This is a genomic window from Halalkalibacterium ligniniphilum (assembly GCF_000334155.1).
In the GTDB taxonomy this organism is placed as follows: Bacteria; Bacillota; Bacilli; order Bacillales; family Bacillaceae_D; genus Halalkalibacterium; species Halalkalibacterium ligniniphilum.
The window spans coordinates 21271-39255 of the sequence record NZ_ANNK01000072.1 but is presented as its reverse complement, the minus strand read 5'-3'; the positions used below and the strand labels follow the sequence as shown (position 1 = coordinate 39255).

Below are 17985 nucleotides of genomic sequence, written 5' to 3'. Positions count from 1 at the left end.
TTATTAAAGTAAGCCTGCTTCTTCCATCAACGTCTTCAATATTGCTTTTTTCTCCTCAGAAAGCGTTCGTGCGGGTGGTAGGATGTGTGTTTCAATCTCTAACCCACGTAAACGAATGGCTTCTTTAATGACATTTACAAAAGGTGTATCAATTTTGTACATGTTCAATAACGGTACAAATCGTTTTTGAAGCTCAGCCGCTTTCTTCCAATTGCTTTCTAAAATCGCATTATATATACCCATCTGAAGTTCAGGGGCAAAATTCGTCGTCGCTGAGATTGCTCCATCTCCACCAAGAGCAAGCGTTGGCAAAAGATGATCATCATAGCCACAAAGAATCGAAAAATGCGGATGCTTCTTTTTCATAACGTAAATCATTTCACGAATATGACCAGTTGCATCAACGGTTTCTTTAATTCCGACGACATTTGGATGTTTATCCACAAGCTTGCAAACAAAATCAGGCGTTAATTCTTGGCCTGTTAATGCCGGGAAATTGTAGAGAATTATCGGTAATGGGCTTCGTTCTGCAATCTCGCTATAATGCTGGAACAAATGCTCCTCAGTAAGAGGCCAATAGTATGGATTAATAATGACAACACCATCAGCACCTGCTGATTTTGCGTGGTCATTTAATTGAATGACATCTCTTGTACTCGTGCTACCCGTCCCGATAATAACTGGAACTCTACCATTTACATAGCTACATACAAACTCTGTAAGTGTTTTTCGTTCTGAAAGAGACATTTGACTGAATTCTCCACCTGTCCCTAAAAAAAATAGTCCGTGGACACCAGCATCAATTAAATGATCGATGAGTAGTTTCATTCCTTCACGGTCGATTTCACCTGATTCCTTTAATAATGTAGAGACAGGTGGGATAATTCCACGAAATTGAGGCTGATTACTCATTCAATCCTCTCCTCTGTTTCAATTGTTTTTTTCTTTGAGAGAAACCGTTTCTTTTACATCATTGTTAAAAACATAGCTAGGATAATAGCCGTTTAATACATCTGCAACATTTTGTGCTGTTTTTTGTTTTAGCTCTAGCTGTGCTTCTTCTGAATACCAGGCAACGTGTGGGTTTAAAATAACTTGATCCATTTTTAATAGCGGACTGTCATTTGCAATTGGCTCTTCTTCCACGACGTCAAGCCCTGCTCCTGCAATACTGTTCGATTCTAAGGCACGAATCAATGCTTTTTCATCAATTACAGGACCACGTGCTGTATTGATAATAATTGCTTCACTTTTCATTAGCTTAAATTGTTCATCACTGATAAGCCCTTCTGTCAATGCTGTAAGCGGTGCATGAACTGAGATGTAATCAGCTTGGCGACAAAGCTCGTGAAGTTCAACGATTTCAACACCATGTTGTTCACCGAATTCTTTTGAAACAAATGGATCTGCTGCAATCACTTTAATCCCAAAGGCTTGTGCCTTTTTTGCTAAAGTCTGTGGAATTCGACCAAAACCAACAAGACCAAGCACTCGATCTCGTAAACGGAAGATTGGAATACCTTTTTTGTAGTCCCAAACACCGGCTTTTACGTGTTGGTTTAATAATGTTACTTTACGGGCACAAGAAAGGAGTAGAGCAAATGCATGATCGGATACTTCGTCCATACAGTAATCGGTTACATTTGCAACGATAATGCCTTTTTCTGTCGCAGCTGGTACATCAATCGTGTTAACACCAACTCCATAACGAGAGATAACTTTACAATTTTCTAAAGACTCAATAACCCTTCTGGAAATTGGAGCATATTGGTTAATGATTGCATCAGCATCTCGACATGCTTCAATGACTTCTTCTTCCGTAAGACATTGCGCTTTAACAAATTCTACGTTACCGTCAATTGTACTTATTACAGCTTCTTCCTCTGCCAAACTTGCATACTCATAATCTGTGATGACTACTTTATACTGGTTCACTAGATTTCCTCCTAATTCTTATTGATGACGAGCTTCTTTAACGGCTTGTACAAATTGCTTTGCTTTTTCTGTAAGGCCTTTATAATCATTGGCTTCTGCTAGCTTTTTCGCATTCACAAGTGAGCTTCCCAGCCCAGCAGCTACTGCACCAGCTTTTATGTAGTCTGCGATATTATCTAATCCCACACCACCAGTCGGCATGAGTGGAATATGAGGAAGTGGTCCCTGGATATCTTTTAAATAACGAGGTCCAAAAACTCCTGCTGGGAAGACCTTAATCATGTCCGCTCCTTGCTCATAGGCGGTTAATATTTCAGTCGGTGTTAATGCCCCTGGAATGCTTATTACCCCATATCGTTTTGCCATACGAATTGTCTCAACATCAACATTCGGTGAGAAAATAAATTCTGCACCTGCCATGATCGTTGCTCTTGCCGTTTCAGCATCGAGAACAGTTCCAGCTCCAACAATTAGCTTTTCACCGTATGAATTTTTCACTTCTTCAATCAGGTGCAAGACCTTTGGTGTTTCTACTGTAATTTCCAACACTCGAACTCCCCCTTCATAAAGGGCATCGGCAATGGACAGCATGTTTTCTGGCTTTGCACCTCGAATCACGGCAACAATCCCACTATCTTGAATTGCGTGTAATTGACTCATGTGAACTCCTCCCTTCTATTTTCTGATTTTTATCGTGAAACATCCTCTGCAGGTGCTGCGATAAACCGTGTCAGATCTTCTTTACCTGGCAGCCCTTCAACGTCGCCGTTCACCATCGTGACCATTGCACCCACTGCATTCCCACGTTGAACAGCTGCTTCGATTGACAGATTATCAAGAAGCCCAGACATGAAGCCAGAAGCAAACCCGTCTCCTGCTCCAACCGGATCGATCACACGCTCTACACGGTACCCAGGTACATGAACACATTCATTTTCATCAACATAATAGGCCCCTTCAGCACCTACTTTAATTACCACGAGCTTTGCCCCTAATTCAATAAAGCGCTTTCCAAGTTTGTCTGGGTCTCTTTCATTAAATAGAAACGCCCCTTCCTCAACACCCGGTAGAACAATATCTGCTTGTGCAGCAATCGCTAAAAGCACTTCCCGAGCCTTTGTTTCTGACCAGAGCTTCTTTCGTAAATTCGGATCAAAAACGATTGGAATTTGATGCTTTTTCGCCACTTCAATCAGCTTAAAAACAGCTTCATGGCAGCTTTCACTAAGTGCAGGTGTAATGCCTGAAATATGAACAAATCGAGCTTGAGATACATACGCTTCATCAATATCAGCTGGGGATAAGCGGCTCGCCGCTGAATCCTTCCGGTAATATTGAATTCGCACGTCTCCTTCTCTTCTTAACTCTTTAAAATAAATACCTGTCGGCGCCTCACGATCGATTCTTGCAAAGCGAACGTCTACCCCTTCTCCTCGTACAAAAGAGAGCATCGCTTTACCAAGCTCATCATCCCCAACTCTTGTTATCCAACCTGAACGATGTCCTAGCCTTGCTAGACCAATCGCTACGTTGGATTCAGCTCCGCCGAATTTTCGTGTAAATGTATGAGCATAGCGCATCAATCCTGTTGAATCAGGAGTAAATAGCGCCATCGTTTCACCCATTGTAATAACGTCTACCATTTTTCCGCCCCTTTGTTCCACATTATGAAACCGTGTTCCATAAACTATTTAAGTTAAAAACCTTCTTGAGAAGGCTTTCATTTCCGTATGATGGAACACGATTCCGAAACACTTCTGACGTAATAATACTGCTAGCGCTTACAATCTGTCAATAATTTTTTTGAAGTTTGATAGCCTAATTTCTCAGAAATGACCGCGGAAGAAAGTTGAATTTCTTTCAATAGGTTTTCCTGAATTCTGTCAATGGTTACACGATTAGCTGGGCCTGAAATGCTGATTGCGGCCACTACAGCTCCTTGATAATTATAAATGGGAGCTGCCACACAACGTATTCCCAGCTCATGCTCAATGTCATCAAGGGCATATCCTTGCTTACGAACTACGTCCAACTCCTTTTTTAAGGCATCGATTGTTGTGAGCGTACGTTCTGTAAAACGAGGAAGGCCTTTTTTCATCGCAATGCTTTCCACTTCCTCTTCTGGCATTGCTGCAAGCAGGACTTTTCCCACTCCTGTACAGTGAAGCATTGACCGTTTGCCAATTTTCGAATGCATACGGATCGTATTATCTCCTTCAACCTTATCGATGTAAATGACTTCGTCAACATCAAGAATACAAAGATGGATCACTTCATTTGTGACAAGGGAGAGACGCTCTAATTCTGGACGGGCAATTTCTCGAATGTCAAGTGAATCCAAAATTGAACTTGCAATCGATACAAACTGCATTCCTAGAGCATATAAACCATTTCGTTCGTCTTGAACAACAAATTTTCGATTGATAAGAGTGAGCAATAGACGATGGACCGTACTTTTTGGTAATTTGAGCTCTTTACTTAACTCAGTAATGCCAAGCCCTTTGGGTTCTCTTGCTAAACATTCAATAATTGCAAGGGCCCGGTCAACAGATTGGACAGTCGACATGAATTTAATCCCCCAAACATAACTTGTTGTAGTACTATCATATGCGAGAATTTAAAAACAGGCAAACGATGACATGTTCTATAGATAATATATAACAAAATACTTATTCTTTTATATGTAATATAACAACCACTGCAAAAAAAATGCAGTGGTTGTCGCTCGTTTTTTATTATGCTTCTTGTTTTTGAAATTGTGCCTCCTCTGTTGAACCTGTGAGTGCTGTCGTTGAAGAAGTCCCTCCGCTAATTGTTTGTGCAACTTGATCAAAGTAACCTGTTCCAACTTCACGTTGATGACGAGTCGCTGTGTATCCTTTTGCTTCACTAGCAAATTCAGCCTGCTGCAATTCAGAATATGCAGCCATTCCACGTTGTTTATAACCGTAGGCCAATTCAAACATACTGTGATTAAGAGCATGGAATCCAGCAAGTGTAACAAATTGGAACTTGTAACCCATTTTACCGAGCTCACGCTGAAATTCTTCAATGGTTTCCTTATCAAGGTTTGCTTCCCAGTTAAATGAGGGTGAACAGTTATAAGCAAGGAGTTTCTCAGGAAATTTTTCATGAATCGCATCAGCAAAGGCTTTCGCTTCTTCAAGCGAAGGTTTTGACGTTTCACACCAGATCAAGTCTGCATATGGAGCGTAAGCAAGCCCTCTAGCAATTGCTTGATCAATGCCTGCTTTTGTCCGATAAAAACCTTCTGTCGTTCGCTCACCCGTAATAAACGGATGGTCCGTTGGGTCAATATCGCTTGTAATCAAATCCGCTGCATCTGCATCTGTCCGGGCAATTACTATTGTTGGTACCCCTGAAACATCAGCTGCCAGTCTTGCTGAGATGAGATTACGAACCGCTGTTTGAGTAGGGATGAGCACCTTTCCTCCTAAATGACCACATTTTTTCTCCGAAGCAAGCTGATCCTCGAAATGAACGCCTGATGCCCCGGACTCAATCATGCTTTTCATTAGTTCAAAGACATTTAATTGCCCACCAAACCCAGCTTCAGCGTCTGCCACTATTGGAGCGAAATAATCAATCTCTCCTCCTCCTTCCATATGCTGGATTTGATCTGCACGTTGAAGGGACTGATTTATCCGTTTTACGACATTCGGTACACTATTGGCTGGATATAAGCTTTGGTCAGGGTACATTTGACCTGCTAAGTTTGCATCAGCCGCAACCTGCCAGCCACTTAAATAAATTGCTTTTAAGCCTGCTTTAATTTGCTGAACGGCTTGCCCACCTGTTAATGCACCAAGCGCCTGTACATAATCCTCTTCATGAAGAAGCTTCCAAAGCTTTTCTGAACCTTTTCTTGCCAGCGTATGCTCGATATCCATTGAACCTTGTAAGCGAACAACTTCCTCTGCAGAGTACGGACGTTCGATTCCTTTCCAACGAGGGTTGTTTTCCCAATCTTCTCTAATCTTGTTCGCTCTTTCTTGAATCGTTTGCTTTTCAGCCATGTTCATCTCTCCCTACTTGTTTTTTTATGATTATTAAAGCAATTGATACCCAGGTAAAGTTAAGAATTCTTCAAACTCATCATTTGAAATCAATTGTTCAAACAATGAAACCGCTTCTGAAAAACGTCCTTCTTCAAATCGTTCTTGGCCAAGTTCTTCTTTAAGCTTATTGAGTTCTTCCTGTTGATATTTAGTAACAAGCTCTTTTGTAATCGTTTCTCCCTCTGCTGTTATACCTTTAGGGTGACGAATCCATTGCCATACTTGAGCTCTTGAGATTTCCGCTGTAGCAGCATCCTCCATGAGATGGTCGATTGGGACAGCACCATATCCCCTTAGCCATGCTTCCATGTATAAAATGGCGACACGTATATTCGTTCTCAGTCCTTTTTCTGTAATCGAACCATTTGGAATCTCTAGTAAGTCGGCAGCATCTACATTTACATCAGGCCTTTGCTTGTCAATTTGATTAGGACCCTTCATTTCTGCATCAAATGCTCGTTTCGCTATCTCTACCATTCCTGGATGAGCAACCCACGTTCCATCATGTCCATCCTTTGCTTCCCTTTCCTTATCTTTTCGAACCTTCTCAAATGCTTCTTCATTTGCAGCTGGATTATTTTTCACTGGAATTTGCGCCGCCATTCCCCCGATTGCCGGTGCATTTCGGCGGTGGCATGTTTTTATCGTAAGAAGTGAGTATGCCCTCATAAAAGGTGAGGTCATCGTCACTTGCTGTCGATCCGGTAATATAACATCGGGATGATGTCGAAATTTTTTCAAAAAGCTGAAGATGTAATCCCAACGACCACAATTGAGGCCAGCAGAATGGTCTTTTAATTCATACAAAATTTCGTCCATTTCAAACGCGGCTAAAATCGTTTCAATCAAGACCGTTGCTTTTATCGATCCGTGGGGGATCGTAAGCTCTTCTTGTGCGAAAACAAAAACATCATTCCAAAGCCTTGCTTCTAGATGACTTTCCAATTTCGGTAAGTAAAAATATGGTCCAGAACCGTTTTCAAGAAGATATTTCGCGTTATGAAAGAAATAGAGACCAAAATCAAAAAGGCTTGCTGACATGGGCTCACCATTTACTAGCACATGCTTTTCGTCCAAATGCCAGCCACGAGGGCGAACAATAAGTGTGGCAACTTTCTCGTTAAGCTTATATTTTTTTCCTGTTTGTGGATGTTCATAAGAAATTGTTTTTCTAATCGCATCACGAAGGTTGATTTGTCCGTCAATAACATTTGTCCAGGTGGGGGCCGTTGCGTCCTCAAAATCTGCCATAAATAGGTAAGCCCCTGAGTTAAGAGCATTAATAATCATTTTTCGATCGACGGGACCTGTAATTTCTACTCGTCTTTCTTGTAAATCTTTTGGAAGTGGTGCGATGGTCCAATTCCCTTCACGAATGTGTTTTGTTTCTTCTAGAAAATCAGGCATCATCCCTTGGTCGATTTCTTTTTGACGCTGTGCCCGTCTCTTCAAGAGTTCTTGCCTTCTCGGTTCAAACATTTGATGCAATGTCTCTAAAAACGAAAGCGCCTCAGATGTTAAAACATCCTCGTATTCTTCTGTTATTCGTCCTCTTATTTCAAGGCTTGCTTGCTTCATTGACGATTCACTCACTCCACATCTCCCCTTTCGAAAATTTGATAACTCTTTAATCTGTAATAATACAGATTTTATTTTATGAAATTATAATATAACAGAAATTTTCAGATTACAACCACTTTTTTCATTTTTTTGATCATTTATCCGAGAAACCTGATGAAATCCTTGAATGATCGTTGTGGTTTAGTAAGAAAATCATTCACTTTTTAACACATTAGAAGCTTTATGAGCAATACACTTTTTATTGTCATCTTGAAAGCTCCGTCTCCTTTTCACAAAAAAAGAACGCTACCTTTTATTTTGGCGCGTTCTTTTCTCTCTTTTTAACTTAGTTCTCTCTCAGCCAGACAAATTGAAGAGTTCCGCCTTCTTTATCAGCTTCAAAAAACAATTCATATTCATCTAGCTGATAAGCATAGATCCAAAAACCATCCATCTCATCAAAATAGCTCTCATCTGGTGAACCAAGTGCCTCAGTTAATTCAGCTGCCGTTAACCTTTGACTAAAAATATCAAGAGCGATGGCTACAACCCTCTCTAAATCTTCATTAATAAAAAAGGTTGCTTGTGCGAACTCTTGGAAGCGTCCCCCTTCATAATATCCAGTACTTTTAGGTGTGCCTAATTGCTGTGCAACCGCTTGCTCAGATGCTCCAACTGCTATCTCAACAGGAGCTAGTTTTCCATCATACCCCTTTTCAATCCAAGATTGATTTAAAAATGTTGCTTCAGCAAGAATATTGGCGGTTTGCTCTTGATTAGACTTTCCATCAATTGTGCCTTGTCCACAAGCAGATAACAGGATCATTCCAATGATAAGACCAATCCATTTTAATTTATGATGTACCATTGTAAGAACTCTCCTTCTTTTGAAAGATTATCGACTTACATCAAACAAATACGTAAAAAGATGAGTCTGAATAAACCTTGATTACTAGACTACTACCCTCTTACAAAAAGTTTAATCACCAAGTTCTTACAATATGTATTCCAGTCGGTTCACCAAGTTTCCATGTATAAAGTAAACATCAGGAAATATTCTTATGACTTTCTTGTTTATCTTTTTCAATTTTAAACATTTGAAATGTTACGTATGTAGTAATCGCGAGAATAACAAATGCTCCTCCAATCACACCATGCCATCCTCCCGTTGCCCAAAACAATCCAAGATAAAGACTACCAATACTCCCACCAAAATAATAGGACGTTAAATAAAGACCTGAGGCACTGGCTTTTGCCTCAAATGCATAGGTGGACACCCAAGCACTAGAACAGGAATGAGCAAAAAAGAAGCCAAAACTTATGAAGAGAAGACCAATCGTGATGGCAGCAAGATGGGGAAAAAGTGTAAAAATCATACCAATTACCATGATTCCAATACCAATCCCGATACAAACCGATTGCTTGACCGTTTGCGAAACCTGTCCAGCAACAGTAGAGCTAATCATTCCAGCTAAATAGGTAATAAAAATAAAACCAAGAACCGTTGTCGAAACTTGAAATGGCTCTTCACTTAAGAAGAAGCCGATGTAATTATAAATTCCAACAAAAACAAAGAAATGTAAGCCACCAACAATAAAGGCGAGACGAAGGGTGCGATTCTTCAGATGATTTCGGTAGCTTTGCAAAGACTCACCGACCTTAAAAGCTTTTGGTTTAAAATTTTTAGAAGAAGGAAGCAAAAAGTAAACAAGAAGAATGCAAAGAAGACTAAAAGCAGCCATAAGTAAAAACGATGAACGCCATCCCCAGTAATCAGCAAAAATGCCACTGGCTAATCGGCCACTCATACCCCCTAGGCTGTTCGCACTAATATAAATACCAATCGCTAAAGGAAGCGCCTTCCATGCATATTCCTCACTAATATAAGCCATGGCAATCGTAGGTATACCTGCCAGAGCAATCGCTTGTAAAACACGAAGCAAAAGGAGCATTTCAAAGCTTGTCGCAAAGCCGATAGCAAAGGTTAACACCGTCGCAGCAACCATTGCAACAAGAATGACTGACTTCCTCCCAACAGCATCAGAAAGTGCTCCATACGGAAAGAAAAAAATCCCTAACGTAAGCATCGCCGTTGAGATGAGTAAGCTTGACGTGACAGGGGAAACCGAAAACTCTGTCGCTAGTAGAGGAAGCAGCGGCTGAGGAACATATAAATTGGCAAAGATAAAGACAGATGCGATCCCTAAAGCAACTGTGGCTCTCCAAAAAGTCTTTGTTTTCCGTTCGATCATCAAAAGACCCACCTTTTACAAAATGACATCATGAAAACCTTTCTAAATCACAAAAGTACAACGAACACGCTTAAAAACAAAGGACGTCCATCAACCTACCCGACGGACGTCACATCCCTAATTCGTAAGAATGCTGTCGATAAAGACAGTCATCTCTTTCGCTAAATCCACTTGACTAATTTCATAATCATCTGCTTGACTGCCTATCATTTTAAATGTACGGACGATGGGTCTTTGCGGTAATCCCGAATGCTGACCCACAACAATTCCTGTCTCCCCAGTCGATAGCTTGACTTGGCTTCCAGTTGGGTAAAACGCTACGGCACGTAAAAAGCGCCAGACAACTTGATGGGAAAATTGACGGTCAGATAAACCCATAATGTGTTCGCAGGCTTCATACGGATGCATACCCATCTCACCATTTGATGGATGTAACAACTTATCATATGTGTTGGCGACTGAGACAATTTTCGAGAAGAGATGAATGTCTTTATCTACCATTTGACGTGGTTCTCCCGTACCATCAATATACTCATGATGTGTTAAGGCAATATGAGCAGAAAGGGTACTGATTTCTTTTTGCTTTCGAAGAGCATTAAAGCCCTTCCAAGTATGATGACTTTGACCTGGTTCTGCGTCTTCATCAGGCAAAACTTTTCCTAGGTCATGAAGAAGGGCCCCCGTCACCAACTCGTGAATTTTTCCACGGTCAAGTCCTACTTTTACACCAAGTATGGCCGAAAGAATCCCAACATTTACCGAATGTAAAAAAAGCGCATTATCCTCTGTACGAATATCTGTCAAATTAAGCAGTGTTGACTGATTAAGCAGCACTTCGTCAATAATCGATGAAACAGACTCTTGCACAGCTTTTACATCAAGCGACTTGCCTTTTTGAATTAATTGAAATGAGTCTTTTAACGTTACGATCGCTTTTCGTCGCGTTGATTCACTAACAACCTCTTCTAATTCCACATCTTCTATACGGTCATCTTTTATGTAGAGCGCTTGAACACCCATATGACGTAGACGAGACAGGAGAGCAATGGTTAACGAAACTCCTTGATGAAGAAGCACTCGTCCATCGCTTGCATAGATATCTTTTCCTAGCTTATCACCTTGTTGTACCGAATCAATATACGTATATTTCATCTGCACTCATCCTCTGCTTATTCTCATACATGTTATTATAGAGGAATGCCTATCATTTGAAAATGTGCGAAAGGCTGATTTTAAAGGTTTTCCTGAAATAAGCATGAAGAATTTGACTTCCAAAGCAAAAAAAGAAAGAGCATAAGAAAGAAGTACCTGTAGTTAGACAGCTTTGAAGAGTTAATCTTTCTTACCTTTTAAAAAACACCTTCAGCTTTCGGCTGACGATGTTCCTTCTTCTTTTTTTCTATGATTCATGTGAACCATTTCAATTTCTTGTGAGTCATTTTCCATTAACACGTTCGCAAATGCGACAGAAATTCCTTCACCTGCTAAAATTTCCATGATGCTAAAATTTATTTCTTCTTTAATCCGAAACCATTCAGCCCATGCTGTTGTTTTTGTAAAGTAATAAACAAAAATTTCATAGCCAAACTCACCGAATTCACTAAAACGAACGAGGATCAAATCCTGATGAACTTCTTCATGATTTCGTAATAAGTGTTCAATGCTTTTAACAGATTTTTCAAGAACCTCACGCGTGGTCGAATGGGAAACTCCTAAATTGAACGTTACACGTCGCTTCCCCATTTCACTCCAGTTCGTAATGGGCTCGTTAGCCAATGTGGAGTTTGGCACAGTAACAATTGAATCCGAAAAGGTCCGAATTTTGGTGCTGCGAAACGTAATATCTTCCACCGTTCCCTCAACACTTGGTGTTTCAATCCAGTCGCCCCGCTTAAACGGCTTCTCTGTAATAATAATAATCCCACCAAAAAAGTTTCCAACCGTATCCTGCGCAGCTAAAGCAAAGGCAAGCCCCCCTAAACCGAGACCAGCAATTAATCCACTGATCTCATATCCCCACTCATCGATGAGGACAACAAAAACGACCGCAAGCACGATAAAGCGAAGAATCTTCGAAAGAAACGGAACGAGCATACTATTTTCGTCCAAATCAATTCTACGTGCAACGTTAAAAAAGATCGAAGAATTAGCTCCTGTATAATTAAAAAGCCCCCAGCCAATAATGATAATGATTAATGAACGGTAAATATGCTCCACAAATTTAACCGCTATGAGCGGAAATGGTAACGCAATTAAGGCTAAATAAGTTCCGATTACTACCCAAAACAGGCGGAGGGGCTTCTCAAACGCAAGCAATATATTTGTTAATAGCTCGGTTTTCGTATGCCTTGATAACCGTAAAATCAGTTTAAATATATACGTTGTGAATATTTTTCGAAACACTAAAAAGAAGACGAAAATTCCAAGCGGTACAAGATAATCGTTCCAGTTAAAATGCTGAAACGCTTGTACGAATCGTTCCCATTGATAAGTACTCATTTTTCACACCTGCCATTTTATTCATAAAGCTTATTCTAACATATTGATCTCCCACTGTTAAAGCGATCTATCTGCCTAAAATCTAGCTTCATTCATAACAAATCGTTTACCATTTTATATAAAATATCACCTGTATTACCCATTAAAGCGAAACGAGCAGCCTTCCTATTTCGGAGACTGCTCACTCTCTAATACTTCATGAATAATTTTACCAAGTTCATTCGTACCACTACTTCCGGCAGATGGAATAGACCCATTTGTAGCCGGTTCAGCGGTCTTCTTGGTTTGATTGGAGATAATATGCCTAACATGTCCCATCCACTTGTTTCCAATTTCTCCACCTTTATTTGCTGCGTTCCATTGCTTTTGCACATTTTGTTTCATAACTTTACCCCGTTCAGGAGCAAACAACAAAGCACTAGCTGTACCGATCATCCCACCGATTAGCACACCCGCAAGAAAGTGATCATTTGAACGCTTATGGTTTTGTCGAAACATTGCTAACAACTCCTTTTGAACTTAGCTATAGTGTTGCTTGTGCAAAGCGATATTATACAATGCTCGTCCATGGTTAACCTCTTTTATCATTGCTGCGTTTATCAATTTCAAAAATGAAGGAGGAAAAGTCAAAAGCTTTTGCCTCCTTCTATTTTGCTTAGTTTAAACCGTTTTCCTTTCGTGCATCCTTAAAACAGATGATCCTTGCTCTATGATTCGATGGAAAAACCGATAGACTTTTTCCGTTGTTCTGGATGAAGACGTTTCACAGCCATTAATAAAAAATTTAGCTGTGAGACATGCTGAACTAGTTCAACCTTTGTCCCATCACCTGTATGTCCATAGAATCGAATTAAACTCGGGTTATAATAGCCTACTGCTTCAACATGAAACTGCATCGTTTGACCAAATGAGACAAGCCTTAACCCCACCTCATGCTCATGGTCTAGGCTCTCGTCAAATTGACGAAAAATTTTAATTAGGCGCTCATAAAAGTCACTGGCCAAATGAGGGTCAGACACTACCACTTGCTCAAATTCTTCAAATTGTGAATGCATAGCATCAGGTAATTGCTTCATAACAATCCCTCCCTTTTATCCTTCAATTCGACAAAGTTCTTCACATTCCCTTTTACCTTCTATGTAAATGACAAAGAAAGCTACTCTTCTTTACTAGTTGATTTTTTCATTTTGCATCTGATTAAATAGGAATTTCTGCAACGATGTCGAAGTATTTACTATACAATGAAAGGAAGTGAAGCCATGAATAACAAGCCTCATTCATTAAAAAATGTCATCGATTATCGGTTTGCTCAAACGATTGGCTTTTGGAAAAAATTCGAAGCTTTTAAAAACAACGATTATATAAGCTCAGGTTCTAAATTTTATCTTCTAACGAATTTTGCTTCCATTACTGCAGAAATTGTGAATACATTTGAAAACCTAGATTATGTAGATTGGGAGGATGAAGAAGAGGCCATCTTTCCTTTTCTATCACAGAGTGGAAAAGAGCTGATTCAACTACAGGAACGCATTCCTGGGCAGGAAAAAATAGATGTGAAGAACTATCATGAAATGCTTGTTTTAAAAAATGTCGAACTTACACCTTACGGAAGTGAGAAAACGATTCGCATGCAGCAAATGCTTTTATTCAGCGACCAAATTGTTGGCATGACATTCGGAGAGGACCCTGAAAGGGATATAAATGATGATTAAAGTTTTTTATGAGGAGCTCAATGGTGTGCTGCACCCTAAATGGGTGATCCTAGAAAACCGATTAGCAAGTGGCGACTCACTTATTCACTACCAAATTGAAGGCCCCTTTGAACGTTTTTCTGAGGAAGATTTTGAGCTAGATCGACCTTATGTCAGTGTCTCACAAGGAGCACTGACCGTTACCTCCCCTAAGGTTGTTTCGATTAACATACAGCAATTGCACATGGATCTTTTGAAGCAAGGCTTAAATCCTAATTCGATTTATGAAGCAGCTGCCTTTGTTCTACTCGTCGATGATTTGCAAGAGCTGCTATCCTTTGATGTTCGTAAATATCTAACGATCAAAGCTAAGAGCTAAGTCATCCCTTGCACAGACCCCAGGTTGCTGTTGCAGCCAGCGGATTGCCTTTTCAATTATTTTAGAGGTATACTGATAAGGTCTTTTGGCAAATTCTCCAAGCCAAAGTAAGTGAGAGCGAATGCTGTATAATTGTGCGAAGCGAGCGATGCAGCAGCATGCTCCTGTGAGCCGCCGTCTGTTCGTCTGAGAAATAGTTACTTCGCTAAGGTTGTGCATTGTTCGCATTTTCAATCATACACGTTCGTTATGTCCAAGTCCCGCAAAAAAACCCACTCTAGACAAAGAGTGGGCTTACCTTCTACCTAGTATCCGCCGTATCCTGCACCAATTCCACCGTTTGTAAAATTAGTACCAACGATAATGAGCAAGATAAACAGGACAACAACCAATGCAAACCCATGTCCAAAATCCATGAATCTCACTCCCTTCCTTTTAATTTGTAGGGACTACCCCCACTTCATTAAAATATGCAAAGAAGCTTGGATTGTATGGATATACCACTTGAATCAACTGCTGATTTAATCTCTAAACGCCGCCTCTCTACCTCGAAAAAATAACAAGAGTTGTGTGATTCCTACTAAAATAGGTAATTCTAGTAATGGACCAACAACTAAAGTCAAGGCGACAAGAGGCTCATCAGGAAAAGCTGTCATGGCAATTGCTAACGCAATGGGTGAATTTCTCGCAAGCGTTGTCAAACTAAAACTTGCCCTATCTTCATAAGAAAACCGCAAAAAGCTCCCTATCCTTTGAGCAATGATAAAGTTTGTGATAAAAAACAAGGCAATCGGAACGGTAATTATCCAGACTAAATCGATGTTATCTAGCAGCAACTGACCATGCATTGCAAACATCGCAACAATCGCAAGGTTCAAGAAAACAATTGGTAAACCACTCATGATTGCTGCAACCTTTTCTTTGATTCGCTCTTTATTTTTAAACAAGGTTTTCGTTAGAATTGACAATACTAGTGGAATGAATAAAACGATGAAGACACTTTCAACTAGAACCGTCATTTCAACGATACCTGTTGTACCAGTAAATAGTAGTAGATACACAGGTAATAAGAGAATTTGCAATAGTAAATTGACAGGTAAGATGGAAGCTGATAATGCGGTATTCCCTTTTGCAATTCCAGTAAAAACTAAATACCAATCAGTGCAAGGAGTGACCATCAACATTATAAACCCTATCCAAAGTGCAGGATGCTCAGACAAAAAAACACTGGCTAATAGCCATGCTAAGATCGGCGTCCAAACAAAATTCATCATGATGGTCGTTAAGGTAAAGGTAACGTTTTTAAAAGCTTGCTTGATCTTTCCCAAAGGAATTTGCAGAAATGTTAGATAGAGCATGATGACTAAAAATGGAACAATGAAAAATTCTGCATTGATTTTAACTACTTCATATCTCCCTAATCCAATGCCAATCACTACGGATACAAATATAAGCAACGAATACCACTTCTCGAGTACATTCACTTTTCTTCACAACCTTTATGTATATACTTTTCTATTTTATCATGTCCATTTATAAAAGAGGATGGTAAAAAGCACAGTAAGAACTGAGCGCCCTCGTTTAATATGAAACTTACAATGATTGCGTCTCTTGAGCCCTTGCTTATAGATACTTGCTTGTTTTTTCAAAATTTATATCCGTTTTTACATTTTTTTCATATTACTATAGAGGAGAAAAGTGTAGTAAAAGGGGTCATCATATGAAGATACATCTTATGAAGTCAAGAAACAAACATATATCCAGCATCTCCTCAAACCTTTTCCATGAATTTGATCTTATGGAGGGGAGAACATATACTGTCATAGCCGGACATCTTCAAGATGAAATGACATTAAGAAAAATAGACCATACTTGTGATAGCTTATTTTTAAAGCCGTCATTATTTAAAAGCCTTATGATTCCAAGTAAAATCAACGTGAACATGTGGTTAATCAATGAGACTATTTATTTAGGACCCGTTGTGGGGATTTTCGTAAACAAAAAGTGCCTTTCAGAGATAGCCAACCAGGTGCCACCTCGACAAATTGAAAATGAGATTGAAGCGAATGCATTTACTGATTGTCTTAATTATTATTTCTCTATCGATGGTATTCATTGGCCAACTAAAACGATTCAAGGCTATACATTTGTTGAGAAACAAAAGAGGTGGATATGTCGATTGTTCCCATTTCCGAATGTCATATATGATTGCGGAAAAAATTTTACGCTCGAACAAATGCCCACGGTTTCTTTTATTCGTCAACAATTCGCCAACAATCCAAATACTTCATTTATTAATGAAAAAGATTCTATAGGAAACTGGAAGCTCTATGAACATTTAAATAAATATGAAGGAATAGCGGAGGCACTTCCAGAAATGGTTCCATTCGTATGTGCCGATCAATTATGGGAAATGCTGGCACAATACCGAATTGTGTATCTTAAATCCTTTGATGGATCCGATGAACAAGGATTGCTGTCGATAGAAAGAGGAGAAAATAGCTTTATCCTTGATCGATACCATGATCATAAAATAACACATTTCCCCATAAGAACCTTCGACAAGCTCATTGAGCAAATCAATCGTTTAATTGGCGAAGAGGATTTTATTATTCAAGAAGGCGTTGATTTATTAACTTATAAAGGTAGTAGCCTAGACCTTCGTATTCTTATGATTAAAGACCAGATAGGTTCATGGAAGGTCATTTATACTTTGGCAAATCTTGCAGAAGAGCTAACCACCTTTACAACGGTTGGTGGATCAATAAGAAATTATCAAGACATTTATCAAGAATTAAATAAAATTATTTCGCTCCCAACAGAAGAGGAAATAAAGGAAAAAGCACTCATGTTTGCTCAATCGTTTGAAAATGAATTTGGCTATTTTGGTGAATTAGAACTGACACTCGCCATTGATAAGCAGGGTAAAATTTGGTTTATTAATGTAGATACAAAGCCAGTTCGAGTTGCATCCGTTTTTGAATATGCGGTTTACCTTGCTAAAATCGCAGCCTTTGCAAGAAGCTTGCATCTTGACCATCAAACAAATTCCCCATCGATAAAACAAGCATTGCTTATAATTGAACAACACCATTGTTAAATTTTGTAATGTCATGATTTGTTGGACATGTATGAAAATCTTTATCTTCTCACACAAAAGCTTGAATTTTCTCCGCTTCCACATTCATGCCATGTGATAAAACGATTTCCTCAAGGGCAATGGATTCAAACAAATCGATGATAACTTTTTTCTTATCCGGTCCATGTGGTTCTTTTGGAATTCGTTGCATACTCATTTTGGTAACCTCCTACTCATTTATCTTACTCTATAAACTATTTAATGAAGAATAAATTAGGAACTTGTACCAGGTGGTTACTCACATTTGTGCTATTGAAGATCAGAAAAAGGAAAAATAAAAAGAGCCACTCCTCGACCAAATCGATAAATTTGGAAGAATAATGCGTGGCTCAGGTTCAATATTTTAAAATTTGTTTCGTAAACTCTGTAAAATCAGTTAGATACTTTTGATAATTTGCTTTAAAATGTTAAGAATGATGGTTTCACTGCAATATTACGAAAACTAACCATA

General features: G+C 39.4%; 19 protein-coding genes. 3 read left to right on the top strand and 16 right to left on the bottom strand.

Going from position 1 to position 17985, the window contains the following annotated elements:
- Positions 1 to 3: 3 nt before the first annotated feature.
- The 13 genes from BLT_RS0107175 to BLT_RS0107115 all read right to left on the bottom strand — a co-directional run bounded on the left by BLT_RS0107175 (position 4) and on the right by BLT_RS0107115 (position 13401).
- Entirely contained in the window at positions 4 to 912 is a 909-nt protein-coding gene (locus BLT_RS0107175) for a dihydrodipicolinate synthase family protein (RefSeq protein WP_017727103.1), read from the bottom strand.
- An 18-nt stretch (positions 913 to 930) separates the two neighbouring features.
- On the bottom strand, positions 931 to 1935 hold the full coding sequence (locus tag BLT_RS0107170) for a C-terminal binding protein (protein ID WP_017727102.1): 1005 nt from the start codon (positions 1933 to 1935) through the stop codon (positions 931 to 933).
- A gap of 18 nt (positions 1936 to 1953) precedes the next feature.
- Positions 1954 to 2595: a bifunctional 4-hydroxy-2-oxoglutarate aldolase/2-dehydro-3-deoxy-phosphogluconate aldolase gene (locus BLT_RS0107165; protein ID WP_017727101.1), complete on the bottom strand. Its 642-nt coding sequence runs from the start codon at positions 2593 to 2595 to the stop codon at positions 1954 to 1956.
- A gap of 29 nt (positions 2596 to 2624) precedes the next feature.
- Positions 2625 to 3578: a sugar kinase gene (locus tag BLT_RS0107160; RefSeq protein WP_017727100.1), complete on the bottom strand. Its 954-nt coding sequence runs from the start codon at positions 3576 to 3578 to the stop codon at positions 2625 to 2627.
- Positions 3579 to 3709: 131 nt separating this feature from the next.
- Complete coding sequence (locus BLT_RS21600; protein WP_017727099.1) at positions 3710 to 4501, bottom strand: IclR family transcriptional regulator; 792 nt, start codon at positions 4499 to 4501, stop codon at positions 3710 to 3712.
- Positions 4502 to 4670: 169 nt separating this feature from the next.
- On the bottom strand, positions 4671 to 5972 hold the full coding sequence (gene aceA, locus BLT_RS0107150) for an isocitrate lyase (protein WP_017727098.1): 1302 nt from the start codon (positions 5970 to 5972) through the stop codon (positions 4671 to 4673).
- 33 nt (positions 5973 to 6005) lie between these two features.
- A complete protein-coding gene (gene aceB, locus BLT_RS0107145; protein WP_051045225.1) occupies positions 6006 to 7592 on the bottom strand; it encodes a malate synthase A in 1587 nt (528 codons plus the stop codon).
- A 328-nt stretch (positions 7593 to 7920) separates the two neighbouring features.
- Positions 7921 to 8442 carry a DUF4309 domain-containing protein gene (locus tag BLT_RS0107140; protein ID WP_017727096.1) on the bottom strand — a complete coding sequence of 174 codons (522 nt, stop codon included), beginning with the start codon at positions 8440 to 8442 and terminating at the stop codon, positions 7921 to 7923.
- Between the two features lie 178 nt (positions 8443 to 8620).
- Positions 8621 to 9826 (bottom strand): MFS transporter, encoded by a 1206-nt coding sequence (locus BLT_RS0107135; RefSeq protein ID WP_017727095.1) that lies wholly within the window; start codon positions 9824 to 9826, stop codon positions 8621 to 8623.
- A gap of 117 nt (positions 9827 to 9943) precedes the next feature.
- Positions 9944 to 10978, bottom strand: a complete 1035-nt coding sequence (locus BLT_RS0107130; protein ID WP_017727094.1) for an HD-GYP domain-containing protein — start codon at positions 10976 to 10978, stop codon at positions 9944 to 9946.
- Between the two features lie 210 nt (positions 10979 to 11188).
- Positions 11189 to 12325, bottom strand: coding sequence for a mechanosensitive ion channel family protein (locus BLT_RS0107125; protein WP_017727093.1), 1137 nt, complete (start codon positions 12323 to 12325; stop codon positions 11189 to 11191).
- Between the two features lie 165 nt (positions 12326 to 12490).
- Positions 12491 to 12823, bottom strand: a complete 333-nt coding sequence (locus BLT_RS0107120) for a YtxH domain-containing protein (protein ID WP_017727092.1) — start codon at positions 12821 to 12823, stop codon at positions 12491 to 12493.
- A gap of 209 nt (positions 12824 to 13032) precedes the next feature.
- On the bottom strand, positions 13033 to 13401 hold the full coding sequence (locus BLT_RS0107115) for a DUF6173 family protein (RefSeq protein ID WP_017727091.1): 369 nt from the start codon (positions 13399 to 13401) through the stop codon (positions 13033 to 13035).
- A gap of 183 nt (positions 13402 to 13584) precedes the next feature.
- Between BLT_RS0107115 and BLT_RS0107110 the strand changes: the two genes are divergently transcribed.
- Both BLT_RS0107110 and BLT_RS0107105 read left to right on the top strand, forming a co-directional pair.
- Positions 13585 to 14037: a hypothetical protein gene (locus BLT_RS0107110; protein ID WP_017727090.1), complete on the top strand. Its 453-nt coding sequence runs from the start codon at positions 13585 to 13587 to the stop codon at positions 14035 to 14037.
- Positions 14030 to 14395 carry a hypothetical protein gene (locus BLT_RS0107105; RefSeq protein WP_017727089.1) on the top strand — a complete coding sequence of 122 codons (366 nt, stop codon included), beginning with the start codon at positions 14030 to 14032 and terminating at the stop codon, positions 14393 to 14395. The genes BLT_RS0107110 and BLT_RS0107105 overlap by 8 nt, the downstream gene beginning before the upstream one ends.
- Positions 14396 to 14700: 305 nt before the next feature.
- Here the strand turns inward: BLT_RS0107105 and BLT_RS23015 are convergent, their stop codons facing one another.
- Both BLT_RS23015 and BLT_RS0107095 read right to left on the bottom strand, forming a co-directional pair.
- On the bottom strand, positions 14701 to 14811 hold the full coding sequence (locus BLT_RS23015; RefSeq protein ID WP_017727088.1) for a YjcZ family sporulation protein: 111 nt from the start codon (positions 14809 to 14811) through the stop codon (positions 14701 to 14703).
- 105 nt (positions 14812 to 14916) lie between these two features.
- A complete protein-coding gene (locus BLT_RS0107095) occupies positions 14917 to 15879 on the bottom strand; it encodes an arsenic resistance protein (protein ID WP_026105023.1) in 963 nt (320 codons plus the stop codon).
- Positions 15880 to 16115: 236 nt separating this feature from the next.
- Between BLT_RS0107095 and BLT_RS0107090 the strand changes: the two genes are divergently transcribed.
- Positions 16116 to 17495 carry a YheC/YheD family protein gene (locus BLT_RS0107090; RefSeq protein ID WP_017727086.1) on the top strand — a complete coding sequence of 460 codons (1380 nt, stop codon included), beginning with the start codon at positions 16116 to 16118 and terminating at the stop codon, positions 17493 to 17495.
- Positions 17496 to 17544: 49 nt separating this feature from the next.
- On the opposite strand, the gene BLT_RS24220 is transcribed toward BLT_RS0107090, so the two are convergent.
- On the bottom strand, positions 17545 to 17691 hold the full coding sequence (locus BLT_RS24220; RefSeq protein ID WP_017727085.1) for a hypothetical protein: 147 nt from the start codon (positions 17689 to 17691) through the stop codon (positions 17545 to 17547).
- Positions 17692 to 17985 lie beyond the last annotated feature (294 nt).